Source organism: Mycobacterium sp. NGS45, assembly GCF_059812645.1.
The window spans coordinates 202,275-215,414 of the sequence record NZ_JCALDB010000002.1 but is presented as its reverse complement, the minus strand read 5'-3'; the positions used below and the strand labels follow the sequence as shown (position 1 = coordinate 215,414).

Below are 13,140 nucleotides of genomic sequence, written 5' to 3'. Positions count from 1 at the left end.
AACACTGTGCCGAGCTGTACCGGCAAACACCATCAGACCTGGAGTTTCGACGCCGAAAACCGGACGCCCAGGGACTTCGAGACCGTTATCAAATCGTTACCGAACCGGCGGGCGAACTCGGCGAGGACAGTTGCGCCCGTCGGCAGGTCTTGGTGAGGTCAACAGGTGACCCGGCAGCGTTCGGCCGCGCAACTCGCCGCCGACCAATGGTTCCTGGCGCACGGACTGCCCTACGTGTTGCGACCGGGCGCCCTGGTGCGCAGGGTCTGGACGCGCTCCGCACCGGCCTTGGCGATGTTTGCTGTACTGATGGCGTCGTCGATCGTGATCGTGGCGCTCACCGGCCAGCACACCATCGACATCGACGGCTCCCCCACCCGCACCGAATGGTTCGTGCTGGCGCTGGTCGTGTTGGTGTTGCCGGTCGCGGCCCTGACCGGTTGGCTGGTCTCGCGGATACCGGACCGCCGCGGCCGGGCAGCGGCCTCCGGGATCTCGATCGTGGTCGCGGTCCTCGGAGCAATCTTCGGCGGGCCGAGCGCTCTGGTGTTCGTCGACCTGGCACTCGACGTGGTGCTGATCGCCATCATATTATTGTGCACTGCAACAGGATTGGGATCGATCCTGAGTTGGGCAACCCGGGTGACGGCGACCAATCTGGCATCGATCGGCAGCTTGCTGGTGCGGGCGCTGCCGGTGCTGCTGTTGACCATGCTGGTGTTCTTCAACGGACCGGCCTGGAGCATGGCCACCCACGTCAGCCGGCCTCGGCTGTGGGTGGCGCTGGCCTTCCTGATGCTGATCGCCGCCGTCTTCCTGATCTCCTCGACGATGGCCCGGGTACGGCCGATCCTGGCGTCGGAGGCCGACGCCGGCAGCCCACCCAGCACTGCCACCGAGGTTTTGCTGGATACCCCTTTCCGCGATCTCCCCGACGGCGGCCGGCGGGTGCCGCTGTCTGTGTCGGAGCGGGTCAACGTGGTGGTCGTGGTCGCGATCACGCAGATCGTTCAGGTGCTCACGGTCGCGCTGGTGACCGGCCTGATCTTTCTGGTCTTCGGTTTGATCGTGATCAACCCGCAGTTGCTCGATGCACTGACCCACGGCGGGTCCAGCGACGGCCAGGTGCTCGGGATGACGCTGCCGATCCCGAACGCGTTGATCCAGCTGGTGATGTTCTTGACCGCGTTGACCTTCATGTATCTGTCGGCGCGCGCTGTCAGCGACCAGGAACACCGCGCGCAGTTCGTCGAACCGCTGCTCGAGGACCTACGCCTGACGTTGCTGGCCCGGGACCGCTACCACCGCACCTGAACGGCTACAGGTACTGCCCGAGGTTGGATTCGGTGTCGATGGCGCGGCTCGCCGACGAATTCTTGCCGGTGACCAGGGTGCGGATGTAGACGATCCGTTCGCCCTTCTTGCCCGAGATCCGAGCCCAGTCATCAGGATTGGTGGTGTTGGGCAGGTCTTCGTTCTCGGCGAACTCGTCGACGATGGAGTCCAGCAGATGCTGGATGCGCAGACCGGGCTGACCGGTTTCCAAGACGCTCTTGATCGCGTTCTTCTTGGCCCGGTCCACCACGTTCTGGATCATCGCCCCGGAGTTGAAGTCCTTGAAGTACATGACTTCCTTGTCGCCGTTGGCGTAGGTGACTTCCAGGAACCGGTTGTCATCGATCTCGGCGTACATCCGGTCGACGACCTTCTCGATCATCGCCTTGATGCACAGCCCGCGATCGCCGCCGAACTCGGCGAGGTCGTCGGCGTGCACCGGCAGGTCCTCGGTCAGGTACTTGCTGAAGATGTCCTGCGCCGCTTCGGCATCCGGGCGTTCGATCTTGATCTTGACGTCGAGCCGGCCGGGCCGCAGGATCGCCGGGTCGATCATGTCCTCACGGTTGGAGGCGCCGATCACGATGACGTTCTCCAGACCTTCGACGCCGTCGATCTCGGACAGCAACTGCGGCACCACGGTGGTCTCCACATCGGAGCTGACACCGGTGCCACGGGTCCGGAAGATCGAGTCCATCTCGTCGAAGAAGACGATCACCGGGGTGCCCTCGGAGGCTTTCTCCCGGGCGCGCTGGAAGATCAGCCGGATGTGCCGCTCGGTCTCACCGACGAACTTGTTCAGCAGCTCCGGGCCTTTGATGTTCAAGAAGTACGACTTGGCCTCGCGGGATTCCTCACCGCGCAGTTCGGCCATCTTCTTGGCCAGCGAGTTGGCCACGGCCTTGGCGATCAACGTCTTACCGCAGCCGGGCGGGCCGTAGAGCAGCACACCCTTGGGCGGACGCAGCGCGTACTCGCGGTAGAGATCCTTGTGCAGGAAGGGCAGCTCGACGGCGTCCCGGATCTGCTCGATCTGCCGGGTCAGACCACCGATGTCGTGGTAGCTGACGTCGGGCACCTCCTCGAGCACCAGATCCTCGACCTCGGCCTTGGGGATGCGCTCGAACGCGTAACCGGCCTTGGTGTCGACCAGCAGGGAGTCCCCGGGCCGCAACTTGCGCGGCCGCAGCTCGATTTCCTCGGCGGTCAAGGTCTCGGCCACCTCGGCGGGCAGGTCCTCGGCGGCCACCAGCGGGTCGGCCAGCCACACGATGCGTTCCTCGTCGGCGTGACCGACCACCAGGGCCCGGTGTCCGTCGGCCAGGATCTCGCGCAGGGTGCTGATCTCGCCGACCGACTCGAAGGAACCGGCCTCCACGACCGTCAGCGCCTCGTTGAGCCGCAGCGTCTGGCCTTTCCGCAACTCGGCGGTCTCGATGTTCGGTGAGACCGTCAGGCGCATCTTGCGGCCCGAGGTGAACACGTCGACGGTTTCGTCGTCGGCGACACCCAACAGCACGCCGTAGCCGCTGGGCGGCTGGCCCAGCCGGTCGACCTCCTCGCGCAGCGCGAGCAGCTGTTGGCGGGCCTCCTTGAGAGTTTCCATCAGCTTGGCGTTACGGGATGCCAGCGAGTCGATCCGCGCCTCGAGCTGATGCACATCGCGCACGCTGCGCGTGCTGCCTGATGACCCCGCCGCCGTCGCCAACTGCTCTCGCAACGTCGCCAACTCGCGCCGCAGCTGCTCCAGCTCTGCGGCATCCTCGCTGGACATTGGGGTCTCGAAGCCCTCTGCGAACTCATCAGAACGCTGTGACTCGCTCATGCTGCGCTCCTCTCCCGCACCGAAAGTTGATGCAGTAACAACCTCAACGCTACCGGCGATTCAAGCTTTGTGTGTGGTGTAGCAATTCGACACGCCACACGCCACTGTTAGCCTCGAGCCATCCGTCGGCCGAACGAAAGGACAGCCGTGACCGTGAAATCCCTAGCCACAGGTGTGGCGGCCATTGCAGGTGCCGCAGTACTGGCAGGTGCCGCCGCCGCAGGTGTGACTTCGGTTGCAGTTGGCGCTGCGCCCGCGCAGCCGCAGGTGCAACTGGTGGACTTCCACGCGCCATTGCCGGCCGCGCCGGCCCCCGAACTGCAGGGGCCGATCCTCGACACCCTCAACGCGTTGGTCGGCGCCGGCTCCTACGGCGGGGCCAAGGGCTCCTACATCGAGGGCGGCCTGGGCCGGGTGGAATCGAAGCTGGCCGACTCGAAGTACCGGCAGAAGCAGGCCGAGGGCGCCTTCCCGGTGACGTTCACCGTCACCGACCTCGATCAGAACGGGCCGACGGCCACCGCGATCGTCACCGCGACCACCGCCACCGGCACCACCGGCACCTCGCCGGTGTCCTTCGTGCAGGGCCCCAGCCCGACCGGCTGGCAGCTGACCAAGCAAGCAGCCCTGAATTTCCTGTCCACCCTGGGCTGACCCTGAGTCGTACCGCAGTCACCGGCGCCGCCACGATCCTCGTGGCGGCGCTGGTGGCGTCGGGCTGCGGTGCAGAACGGGCAGCCGAGCCGACCACGACGCCGACGACGTCGTCGCCGGCCCGGACCACCGAGGGTGTCGCGCTGCCCGACCCGGTCGCGCTCAGCGACGTCGTACTGCGCTTGTCGGACCCGGCGATTCCCGGCGCGGAGAAACTGGACCTGGTCGAGGACGCCGGCGTCGCGCAGGCCGGCGCGCTCGACGCGTTCGGCAAAGCCCTGGCCGACAACCACATGCTGCCGCTGACCGTCACCGCGACCGACTTGAGTTGGTCACCGGAGACCCGCGGCAACGTGCGTGCCACGGTCACGCTGCAACCTGCCGAAGGCGGCGGCGGGCCGTTCACCTTCCCGATGGAGTTCAAACCGCTGCGCGGCGCCTGGCAGCTGTCCCGCGAGACCGCCGATCAGGTGTTGGTGTTCGGCCCGGACACCGGGAACCAGACGCCATCCGCCCCCGCGGGTGCGCCGGAACCGGTCCCCGAACCCGCACCGGAATCGGAACTTGCCCCCGAGCCACCGGGATAGCCATGTGGATCGGCTGGTTGGAGTTCGACCTGCTGCTCGGTGATGTGCACTCGCTCAAACAGAAGCGCTCGGTGGTGCGCCCGATCGTGGCCGAATTGCAGCGGCGGTTTGCCGTGTCGGCCGCCGAGACCGGTTCGCGCGATCTGCATCGCCGGGCCGGGATCGGGGTGGCCATGGTCTCCGGCGACCGCGCCCACGTGGTCGAGGTGCTCGACGGCGCCGAACGCCTGGTCGCGGCCCGGCCCGAGGTGCAACTGCTCTCGGCACGTCGCGGATTACTGCACAGCGACGACTGAGTGTGCCTATTCTTCGGTGAATGGGGGTCCGGGCATCCTGCCCGACATGCGGCACGCGGCTGCGACCCGGCGCGAAGTTCTGTGACTCGTGCGGGGCCGCGCTGAGCGCTGCCGGTCCGGCCGAGTACAAACAGGTCACGGTGTTGTTCGCCGACGTGGTGCGGTCGATGGATCTGGCCGCGCAGGTCGATCCGGAACGATTCCGCGACCTGATGGTCGACCTGGTGGAGCGCTGCGCGGGCATCGTACGCCGGCACGGCGGAACACCGGACAAGTTCACCGGCGACGGCATCATGGCGGTGTTCGGGGCACCCACCGCGCTCGAGGACCACGCCGTGCGCGCCTGCCTGGCGGCGCTGGAGATCCAGTCGCTGGATCTCGACCTGCAGTTGCGGGTGGGCCTGAACTCCGGACAGGTGATCGCCGGCGACATCGGTTCGGGCGCGTGGGGTTACACCGCCATCGGAGAGGCCGTCGGGCTGGCGCAGCGGATGGAGGCGGCCGCGGCGCCGGGCGCCGTGCTGCTCACCGAATCGACCGCGCGCCTGGTCGATACGGTTGCCACCCTCTCCGACGCCGAGCTGGTCACCGTCAAGGGCGCCGCCCGGCCGCTACCCGCGCACCGTCTGCTGGCCGTCACCGGTCATCGGGATTGCATCGGAACCGAAGCCGACCTCGTCGGCCGGGACTGGGAGCTGTCGTCGCTGACCGAGATGGTCGGCCGAGCGGCAGCGGGCCGTGGATCGATGGTGTGCGTGGTCGGCGTGGCAGGGATCGGCAAGAGCCGCCTGGTCCGGGAGGCCACCGCGATCGCTCACCGGCACGGCTTCGGCGTCGTGCAGGTGTTCTGTGAAGCACACACCCGAGATGTGCCGTTCCACGCATTTTCCGAGGTACTCCGGCGAATCGGGGGATCACAGCAGATCCGGTCGATCCTGCCCGACACCGACCCTGACGATCTGCTCCTGCTCGACGATCTGCTCGGTATCCGGCACCCCGATACCCCGGTCCCGGTGATCGAACCCGATGCCCGGCAACGACGGCTGACCGCCCTGATCAACGCGAGCACCCTGGTGCGCACTCAACCGGTGCTGTTCGTCATCGAGGACGTGCACTGGATCGACCCGATCAGCGAAGCCATGCTGGCCGAGTGCATGGCGGTGATACCGCGCTCGCGCTCACTGGTGTTGATCACCTATCGGCCGGAGTATCAGCGTGCGCTGTCCCGGCTGCCCGGAGCACAGACCATCGCCCTGAGCCCGTTGAGCGAGAGCGAGACGGCGGCCCTGACCTCCGAACTGCTGGGTCCGGACCCGTCGGTCACCCCGGTGGTCACCTTGGTCGCCGACCGAGCCGCCGGTAACCCGTTCTTCGCCGCCGAGATGGTCCGTGACCTGGCGGAGCGACAGATCATTACCGGCCAGCGCGGCAACTTCCAGTGCCGCAATCCGGTCCAGTCGTTGACCGTGCCGGCCACCCTGCAGGCCACCATCGCAGCGCGTATCGACCGGCTGGACCTCTCGGCCAAACAGACCCTGAACGCCGCATCGGTGATCGGATTCCGATTCACCCCAGAGATGTTCGATGGGCTCGGCGTCGACCCCGCACTGGACGACCTGATCGCCACCGAACTCGTCGACCAGTGCCGGTTCGGGACGAACCCCGAGTACGTGTTCCACCATCCCTTGATCCGGACCGTCGCCTACGAATCTCAATTGCGGAGCGAGCGCGCCGAACTGCACCGGCGGCTGGCAGCGAGTATCGAACGGCGGCATGCCCTGACCGTGGATGACAATGCCGCGTTGATCGCCGAACACCACGAAGCCGCCGGCGATCTCCCGGCTGCCTACCAGTGGCACATGCGTTCCGGCGGATGGCAGTCGGGGCGCAACATCGCGGCCGCGCGGGCCAGTTGGCAACGGGCCAGCGAAGTCGCGGACCTGCTGCCGGCAAGTGCTGAGCGGGACCGGATGCGGGTGGCGGTACGTACCTTGCTCATCGCGAATGCATTCCGGACGCGTGAGGATGTTGTCGGTGCGCCGTTCGACGAATTCCGCGAGTTGTGTGAACGGTGCGGCGACAAGACCTCGCTGACCGTCGGCATGGCCGGCCTGGTCGGTGCACATCTGCTCGCCGGCCGGATACGTGCGGCCGCCGACACCGTGGCCGAGCACACCGCATTGATCGAAGCGAGCGGTGATCCTGCGCTCATCGTCGGTCTGTCCGCCGCCCCGATCGCCGTCTTGGTGCAGACCGGCGACTTTCGGGGAGCACTGCATTGGGCGCAGGCGGCGATCGACGCGGCCGCCGGAGACCACGCGGCAGGCAATATTCTCCTGACATCACCCTTGACGATCGCGGTCGCGACCCGCGGTGTGGTGCGCGCATTCCTGGGCATCGAGGGTTGGCAAGCCGATCTGGCCCACGCCCTGGAGATGGCACAGCAGGCCGATGCGCTGTGTCACGCCACCGCCGCCACCTTCGGTGTCGGTTGGCCGGTTGCGACCGGGTTGCTGCTCGCTGACGATGCCGCCGTGCAATACACCGAGCAGGCGTTCGAGGCGGCTGAAGCCGCCGGCGAGAACGTCGCTCGCGGCATCGCCGGGATGGCGCTGGGACTGACGTTGTTGCATCGCGATGGCGCCGACCTCGAACGCGGACTGCAGATTCTGGACGGGCCGCGCCAGCTGTGCCGATCCGGGGACTTCTACCGAGCTGAACTCGCTTCCATCGAGGCCTGGAGCGCTTCTGTGGCCGTCCGCCGCGGCGAGTTCGATGCCGCGATCGACACGCTGCGCGGCGCACTCGACGCCATGATGATCGAAGGCCAGTACGGCTACGCGTACGTCGTGATCGGGCTGTTGGTCGAGGCGCTGCTGGGCCGCGGCGACCTCGATGAGGCAGTGGCGCTGATCGACCGGCTCGAGGTGTTGCCGCTGAGCTCGGGCGCGGTGATCCGGGACGTGCTGAAGTCGCGTCTGCAAACTCTGCTCGCCCAGGCTCGCGGCGAGCAGGACCAGTTCCGCCGACGCGCCACCGAATACCGCGATCTCGCGGCCCGGCATGGCTATCGGGGCCACCTGCAGTTGGCCGAAGCGCTGCTGGCCTAGATGTGCTTCTTGCGCCGCAACGGCGTCGGCGTGACGGTGCCGGGCGCCAGCCGGCGCGCCGAGACCAGGAATGCGGTGTGCCCGCGCATGTTGTGTTGCGGGCGCACCGCCAGCCCGACCACGTCCCAGCCGCGCTGCAGCGTCTCCCAGGTTCGCGGTTCGGTCCAGCACTGCTGCTCGCGCAGCGCCTCGACGACCTTGGACAGCTGGGTGACGGTTGCGACGTAGACCATCAGCACGCCGCCGGGAACCAGCGCCGCAGACACCGCATCGAGTACGTCCCACGGTGCCAGCATGTCCAGCACCACCCGGTCGACCTGTCCCCGGTCGTAGCCGGCCAGGTCGGCGATCACCAGCTCCCAGTTCGGCGGGTCTTCGCCGAAGAACGTCTCGACGTTGCGCCGGGCGTGCACGGCGTGGTCGTCGCGCACCTCGTAGGAGATCACCCGTCCGGTCGGGCCGACCGCGCGCAGCAGCGAACAGGTCAGCGCGCCCGACCCGGCACCGGCCTCGAGCACGGTGGCGCCCGGGAAGATGTCGCCCTCGTGCACGATCTGCGCGGCGTCCTTGGGGTAGATCACCTGCGCACCGCGAGGCATCGACAGCACGTAGTCGATCAGCAGGGGTCGCAGCACCAGGAACGGGTCGCCGTTGGTGGACTTGACCACGCTGCCCTCCGGCAGGCCGATGACGTCGTTGTGCGCGATGGCACCCCGATGGGTGTGGAACTCCGCGCCGGGCGCCAACACCATGGTGTAGTGCCTGCCCTTGGCGTCCGTGAGTTGTACGCGATCGCCCACCACGAATGGACCGGTTCTCTCCGACACAACTGATCAGCCTGCCATGCCGTGTCGGTGGGCTTGCATACCCTCACAGCATGCGCAGGCCAGCACTATCCCCGTCGCGGGCCGCAGACTTCAAACAGTGCCCGTTGCTGTACCGGTTCCGGGCCATCGACCGGCTGCCGGAACCACCGTCGGCAGCGCAGGTGCGCGGCTCGCTGGTGCACACCGCCTTGGAGCAGCTGTACTCGTTCCCGGCGGCCCTGCGCGACCAGGACATGGCGTTGTCCCTGCTGGCCCCGGCCTGGGACCTGCTGGTCGCCGAAGAGCCCGAGTTGGCCGCGGCCTTTTCCGACGAGCAGCGCGCACAACTGCTGATCGACGCCCAGCGGCTGTTGACCGGTTACTACCGGCTGGAAGACCCGACTCGGTTCGACCCGCTTTCCTGCGAGCAGCGCATCGAAGTCGACCTACCCGACGGCACGCCGTTGCGCGGCTTCGTGGACCGCATCGACCAGGCCGCGTCCGGTGAGTTGCGCGTCGTCGACTACAAGACCGGCAAGGCACCGCCGGAGGCTCGCGGCCTGGCCGAAGCCAGGGCGCTGTTCCAGATGAAGTTCTACGCGGTGGCGCTGCTGCGGTCGCGCGGCACCATGCCGGCCCGGTTGCGGCTGATCTATTTGGCCGACGGTCAGGTCCTGGACTACACCCCCGACCACGATGAGCTGCTGCGGTTCGAGAAGACCCTGACGGCCATCTGGCAGGCCATCCAATCTGCCGGGGCGACAGGTGATTTCCGGCCCAGCGCCTCGCGCATGTGTAGCTTCTGTTCTCATCAAGCGCTGTGCCCGGCGTTCGGCGGCACCCCGCCGGCCTACCCGGGCTGGCCCGACCGGAAGGCATCGTGACGAGCTGCTACTACCGCCGAAGGCCCGACGGCGTCTTCGAATCCACCGACCTGACCCGCAGTAACTGGGCCGCGGACCTGCAGCACGGCTCTCCCCCGTTGGCGTTGCTGACCAAGTCGATCGAGGAGCAGCTGGCCGGGTCCGGTCAGCGGATCGGCCGGCTCGGGCTCGACATCCTCGGCGCCATTCCGTTGGCGCCGCTGACCGTGTCGGTTTCGGTGCCGCGGCCCGGTAAGCGGATCGCGCTGCTGGCCGCCGAGTTGGCCACGCTCACCGACCCGGACCGCCCGGTCGCGCGGCTGCAGGCCTGGGCGCTGGCCGCCACCGACACCGCCGACGCGGTCAGCGACCGTCACCCGCCGCTGGTGGAAGGACCTGACGCAGGACTGCCGAAGCACTGGTGGGACGTGCCCGGCTACATCGAGTCGGTGTCGTTTCGCGCCCAGCCCGACGACGCCGGCGCGGCGGTGTTCTGGATGACCCCGAAGGTCGGGCTGGTCGACGACGAACCGACCACGGCGCTGCAGCGCCTGGCAATGGTGGTCGACTCGGCCAACGGAATCGGTGCGGCCCTGGATCCGGGCGCGTTCATGTTCATGAACACCGACACCGTGGTGCACCTGCATCGGCTGCCGACCGGCGAGGACTTCGCGGTGCGGGCCCGGGCTTCGATCGGCCCCGACGGTATCGGTGTCACCACGGCCGAACTGTTCGACCGCGATGGGTTCATCGGCACCTCGGCGCAGACGCTGCTGATCCAGCGCCGAGGATGACCTGGAAGCTCCTACACAGGGCACCGTGGTCGTGCAGGTGCTCGAGTTCGATCCTCGGTAATCTCGTGGCCATGGATTCCGGCGACCTCGAACCGCGGGTGGCAGCCCTCGAAGAAGAGGTCCGCGAGTTGAACATGCGGGTCCGGGCATCCGAAGGCGATGCGGCAGCCGCGCGAGTCCTCGCTGGAGCAGCTGACCGCGACGTCGGCGAGATTCGTGGTGACCTTCGCGATTTTCGACAGGCGACCACCGCTAGCTTCAACGCCATGCGTCAGGATTTCGTCGACTTGCGGCAGGACTTTGGCGTCCTGCGTGACCACGTAGACGCGGGATTCACCGAGATGCGTGGCAAGTTCGACGCCGCGGCCGCGGGCCAACAGCAGATCGTCGACCTGCTGCATACCATCATCGGCGACCAATCCGGGCCCGGATCTGGCTGACGAATGCGGCGCAGATCGTCGTCGAACGCTACAGCGCAGCGGCGATCGCGACGATGGCGAACCCGCCCAGCACGGCGATGACGTCCTCGGTCAAGGCCACCGGCAGGTCGATGCCTTCTCCGTCGGCGAGTTTGCGGCGCATGACGAAACCGCCGATCGTGCCGATCACCGCACCGATCAGGGCCGCGCCCAGCGAGCCCCAGGGATAACCCCAGGCGGTACCCAGTGCGGCACCGGCAACACCGCCGGTGATCAGGCGCGCCAGGAATTGCAGCGGCACGGTGCGGCTCGGTGTCTTGGGCAACTGGTCGGTGACCAGCTCGATGAGCGCCAGGAGGGTCAGCAGCGTGACCACGATCGGATGCGCAAGCCACTCGGCCCAGGTGCCGTCCAGGTTGATCCACTTCAGGAACGCGGCCCAGGCCACCACGGTGGGCGCGGTCAGTGCCCGCAAACCGGCCACCGCGCCGATCAACAAGGCCAGCAGCAAGACCACCAAGTGCATCGTCACACTCGGGAACCTAACAGATCAGATGCGGCAGAACCTGATGTCGGAGGCCAGAATTGCCTTGGCGCCGATCGATGACAAGTCGTCCATGATCGCGTTGACCTGTTTGCGCGGCACCAGTGCCCGTACGGCCACCCATTCCGGGTCGGCCAACGGGGCGATGGTGGGTGACTCCAGACCGGGTGTCACCGCCACCGCACGGTCGAGCACCGTTCGCGGGCAGTCGTAGTCGAGCATCAGGTACTGCTGGCCGCGCACCACGCCTTGGACGCGGGCCGCCAGTTGATCGCGGGCATCGTCTCGTTCCCGGTTGGCGGCCTCGATCAGAACGGCCTCGGAGTCACACAGGGATTCACCGAACGCCACCAGGTTGTGCGCCCGCAACGTGCGGCCCGAACCCACCACGTCGGCGATGGCATCGGCCACACCCAGCTGGATGGAAATCTCCACCGCGCCGTCGAGCCGGATGACGGTGGCGTCGATCCCCTTGCCGGCCAGGTCTTTTCGCACCAAATTCGGATAGGCGCTGGCGATCCGCTTGCCGGCCAGATCCGCGACCGTCCACTCCCGCCCGGCCGGCGCGGCGTACCGGAAGGTCGACGAACCGAAGCCCAGAGCGAGCCGCTCGGTGACCGGGGCATCGGACTCCAGCGCCAAATCCCGACCGGTGATGCCGAAGTCCAGCTGCCCCGAACCCACGTAGATCGCGATGTCCTTGGGTCGCAGGAAGAAGAACTCGACGTTGTTGACCGGGTCCAGGACGGTCAGGTCCTTGGCGTCGGTGCGACGGCGGTAGCCGGCCTCGGCGAGGATCTCGGCTGCCGATTCGCTCAACGCCCCCTTGTTGGGCACCGCCACCCGCAACACGCCGGTCACAGCTTCGCGTAGACGTCGTCGAGGGACAGGCCGCGGGCCACCATCAGCACCTGCGTCCAATACAGCAGCTGGCTGATCTCCTCGGCCAGGGCGTCGTCGGACTCGTGCTCGGCGGCCAACCAGACCTCACCGGCTTCCTCGAGGATCTTCTTGCCGACCGTGTGCACACCCGCGTCCAGTGCCGCGACCGTGCCACTGCCCTCGGGTCGAGAGCGCGCACGTTCACCCAGCTCGGCGAACAGTTCCTCGAAGGTCTTCACAGCAGGGCATTCTTTCATGGTCTGCGCAGGACGCGGCTCGTGGTGCTGTCTTTGAGCACCGGGCGCTGTTGCTCAGGTGTCGATGTCGGCCAGTTCGGCGTGCACTCGGCGCAACGCCTCGACGTCGAGCCGTTCCAGCGAGACGACGTGGCGCCGGCGCGGACCGTCGGGCACCTCGACATCGTTGGGGACCACCATCACAGCGCACCCGGCCCGTTCGGCGGCTGCCGTCCCGGTAACCGAATCTTCAATCGCCAGACACGATCCGGGCTGCAGCTTCAACAGCTCGGCGGCACGCAGGTAGGGCTCCGGGGCGGGCTTGCCGAGCGACACCTCGTCGCCGCACACGGTGGCCGAAAAATAGTGTCGGCCAATACTGTTGAGCGCCTGCTCGGTGAGCACCCGACGGGAGTTGGTCACCAGCGCCATCGGCACCTCGGCCTCGGCGAGATTCTCCAGCAGCTCCTGGGCGCCGGGCCGCCACGGCAGGCCGGCCGCGAACAGCTCGCCGACGAAGTCGTGCAACCAGTCCGAGGTCGAGGCCATCTGCACCGGGTCGGGATCGAGCCCCAGATCCGCGTACACGATCTGCATCACCGTTTCGGCGGAACCGCCGACGGTCTGTTCGCGCACCTCGGAGCTGAGCTCTCCGCCGAACCGTCGGTACAGCTCGTGCATGCCGATATCCCAGAACTTTTCCGAGTCGACGAGGGTGCCGTCCATGTCCCACAGCACCGCACGCATGGCCCGATTGTCCCATCGCGGCGACGACGGCGCGAAATCGTG

The 13,140-nt window shown here is 67.4% G+C and carries 14 protein-coding genes; 8 read left to right on the top strand and 6 right to left on the bottom strand.

What is annotated here, in order from left to right:
- Positions 1-165 precede the first annotated feature (165 nt).
- Complete coding sequence (locus tag AC5Y3P_RS03245; RefSeq protein WP_500044453.1) at positions 166-1,314, top strand: hypothetical protein; 1,149 nt, start codon at positions 166-168, stop codon at positions 1,312-1,314.
- A gap of 4 nt (positions 1,315-1,318) precedes the next feature.
- Here the strand turns inward: AC5Y3P_RS03245 and arc are convergent, their stop codons facing one another.
- Positions 1,319-3,160: a proteasome ATPase gene (gene arc, locus AC5Y3P_RS03240; RefSeq protein WP_500044452.1), complete on the bottom strand. Its 1,842-nt coding sequence runs from the start codon at positions 3,158-3,160 to the stop codon at positions 1,319-1,321.
- 147 nt (positions 3,161-3,307) lie between these two features.
- Between arc and AC5Y3P_RS03235 the strand changes: the two genes are divergently transcribed.
- From AC5Y3P_RS03235 to AC5Y3P_RS03220, 4 genes are read left to right on the top strand one after another with little or no spacing between them, the layout of a single operon-like run.
- Positions 3,308-3,814 (top strand): MTB12 family secreted protein, encoded by a 507-nt coding sequence (locus AC5Y3P_RS03235; protein WP_500044451.1) that lies wholly within the window; start codon positions 3,308-3,310, stop codon positions 3,812-3,814.
- Positions 3,763-4,401 carry a lipoprotein LppK gene (gene lppK / locus AC5Y3P_RS03230; RefSeq protein ID WP_500044563.1) on the top strand — a complete coding sequence of 213 codons (639 nt, stop codon included), beginning with the start codon at positions 3,763-3,765 and terminating at the stop codon, positions 4,399-4,401. Before AC5Y3P_RS03235 ends, lppK begins: the two co-directional genes overlap by 52 nt.
- A gap of 2 nt (positions 4,402-4,403) precedes the next feature.
- Entirely contained in the window at positions 4,404-4,697 is a 294-nt protein-coding gene (locus AC5Y3P_RS03225) for a DUF503 domain-containing protein (protein ID WP_500044450.1), read from the top strand.
- Positions 4,698-4,717: 20 nt separating this feature from the next.
- On the top strand, positions 4,718-7,807 hold the full coding sequence (locus AC5Y3P_RS03220; RefSeq protein WP_500044449.1) for an ATP-binding protein: 3,090 nt from the start codon (positions 4,718-4,720) through the stop codon (positions 7,805-7,807).
- Here the strand turns inward: AC5Y3P_RS03220 and AC5Y3P_RS03215 are convergent.
- Complete coding sequence (locus tag AC5Y3P_RS03215) at positions 7,804-8,634, bottom strand: tRNA (adenine-N1)-methyltransferase (protein ID WP_500044448.1); 831 nt, start codon at positions 8,632-8,634, stop codon at positions 7,804-7,806. The genes AC5Y3P_RS03220 and AC5Y3P_RS03215 overlap by 4 nt on opposite strands.
- A gap of 50 nt (positions 8,635-8,684) precedes the next feature.
- On the opposite strand from AC5Y3P_RS03215, the gene AC5Y3P_RS03210 reads away from it, so the two are divergent.
- The 3 genes from AC5Y3P_RS03210 (at position 8,685) to AC5Y3P_RS03200 (ending at position 10,710) form a co-directional block, all read left to right on the top strand.
- Positions 8,685-9,497: a RecB family exonuclease gene (locus tag AC5Y3P_RS03210; protein WP_500044447.1), complete on the top strand. Its 813-nt coding sequence runs from the start codon at positions 8,685-8,687 to the stop codon at positions 9,495-9,497.
- Complete coding sequence (locus AC5Y3P_RS03205) at positions 9,494-10,270, top strand: thioesterase family protein (RefSeq protein ID WP_500044446.1); 777 nt, start codon at positions 9,494-9,496, stop codon at positions 10,268-10,270. Before AC5Y3P_RS03210 ends, AC5Y3P_RS03205 begins: the two co-directional genes overlap by 4 nt.
- A gap of 71 nt (positions 10,271-10,341) precedes the next feature.
- Positions 10,342-10,710 carry a hypothetical protein gene (locus AC5Y3P_RS03200; RefSeq protein WP_500044445.1) on the top strand — a complete coding sequence of 123 codons (369 nt, stop codon included), beginning with the start codon at positions 10,342-10,344 and terminating at the stop codon, positions 10,708-10,710.
- Positions 10,711-10,738: 28 nt separating this feature from the next.
- Here AC5Y3P_RS03200 and AC5Y3P_RS03195 read toward each other — a convergent pair whose 3' ends face one another.
- Genes AC5Y3P_RS03195 through AC5Y3P_RS03180 form a run of 4 tightly spaced genes read right to left on the bottom strand, consistent with a single transcriptional unit; the run spans position 10,739 to position 13,098 of the window.
- Positions 10,739-11,215, bottom strand: a complete 477-nt coding sequence (locus AC5Y3P_RS03195; RefSeq protein ID WP_500044562.1) for a DUF4126 family protein — start codon at positions 11,213-11,215, stop codon at positions 10,739-10,741.
- A 24-nt stretch (positions 11,216-11,239) separates the two neighbouring features.
- Positions 11,240-12,085 carry an ATP phosphoribosyltransferase gene (gene hisG / locus AC5Y3P_RS03190; RefSeq protein WP_500044561.1) on the bottom strand — a complete coding sequence of 282 codons (846 nt, stop codon included), beginning with the start codon at positions 12,083-12,085 and terminating at the stop codon, positions 11,240-11,242.
- Positions 12,086-12,090: 5 nt separating this feature from the next.
- A complete protein-coding gene (locus AC5Y3P_RS03185) occupies positions 12,091-12,372 on the bottom strand; it encodes a phosphoribosyl-ATP diphosphatase (protein WP_500044444.1) in 282 nt (93 codons plus the stop codon).
- A gap of 54 nt (positions 12,373-12,426) precedes the next feature.
- Positions 12,427-13,098, bottom strand: a complete 672-nt coding sequence (locus tag AC5Y3P_RS03180; RefSeq protein WP_500044443.1) for an HAD family hydrolase — start codon at positions 13,096-13,098, stop codon at positions 12,427-12,429.
- Between the last annotated feature and the right edge of the window lie 42 nt (positions 13,099-13,140).

What these genes read in the sequence shown, in the direction of transcription:
- arc (WP_500044452.1), bottom strand. Translation starts at nt 3,160, where the DNA reads ATGAGCGAGTCACAGCGTTCTGATGAGTTCGCAGAGGGCTTCGAGACC.
- AC5Y3P_RS03225 (WP_500044450.1), top strand. Translation starts at nt 4,404, where the DNA reads ATGTGGATCGGCTGGTTGGAGTTCGACCTGCTGCTCGGTGATGTGCAC.
- AC5Y3P_RS03220 (WP_500044449.1), top strand. Translation starts at nt 4,718, where the DNA reads ATGGGGGTCCGGGCATCCTGCCCGACATGCGGCACGCGGCTGCGACCC.
- AC5Y3P_RS03210 (WP_500044447.1), top strand. Translation starts at nt 8,685, where the DNA reads ATGCGCAGGCCAGCACTATCCCCGTCGCGGGCCGCAGACTTCAAACAG.
- AC5Y3P_RS03200 (WP_500044445.1), top strand. Translation starts at nt 10,342, where the DNA reads ATGGATTCCGGCGACCTCGAACCGCGGGTGGCAGCCCTCGAAGAAGAG.
- AC5Y3P_RS03195 (WP_500044562.1), bottom strand. Translation starts at nt 11,215, where the DNA reads ATGCACTTGGTGGTCTTGCTGCTGGCCTTGTTGATCGGCGCGGTGGCC.
- AC5Y3P_RS03185 (WP_500044444.1), bottom strand. Translation starts at nt 12,372, where the DNA reads ATGAAAGAATGCCCTGCTGTGAAGACCTTCGAGGAACTGTTCGCCGAG.
- AC5Y3P_RS03180 (WP_500044443.1), bottom strand. Translation starts at nt 13,098, where the DNA reads ATGCGTGCGGTGCTGTGGGACATGGACGGCACCCTCGTCGACTCGGAA.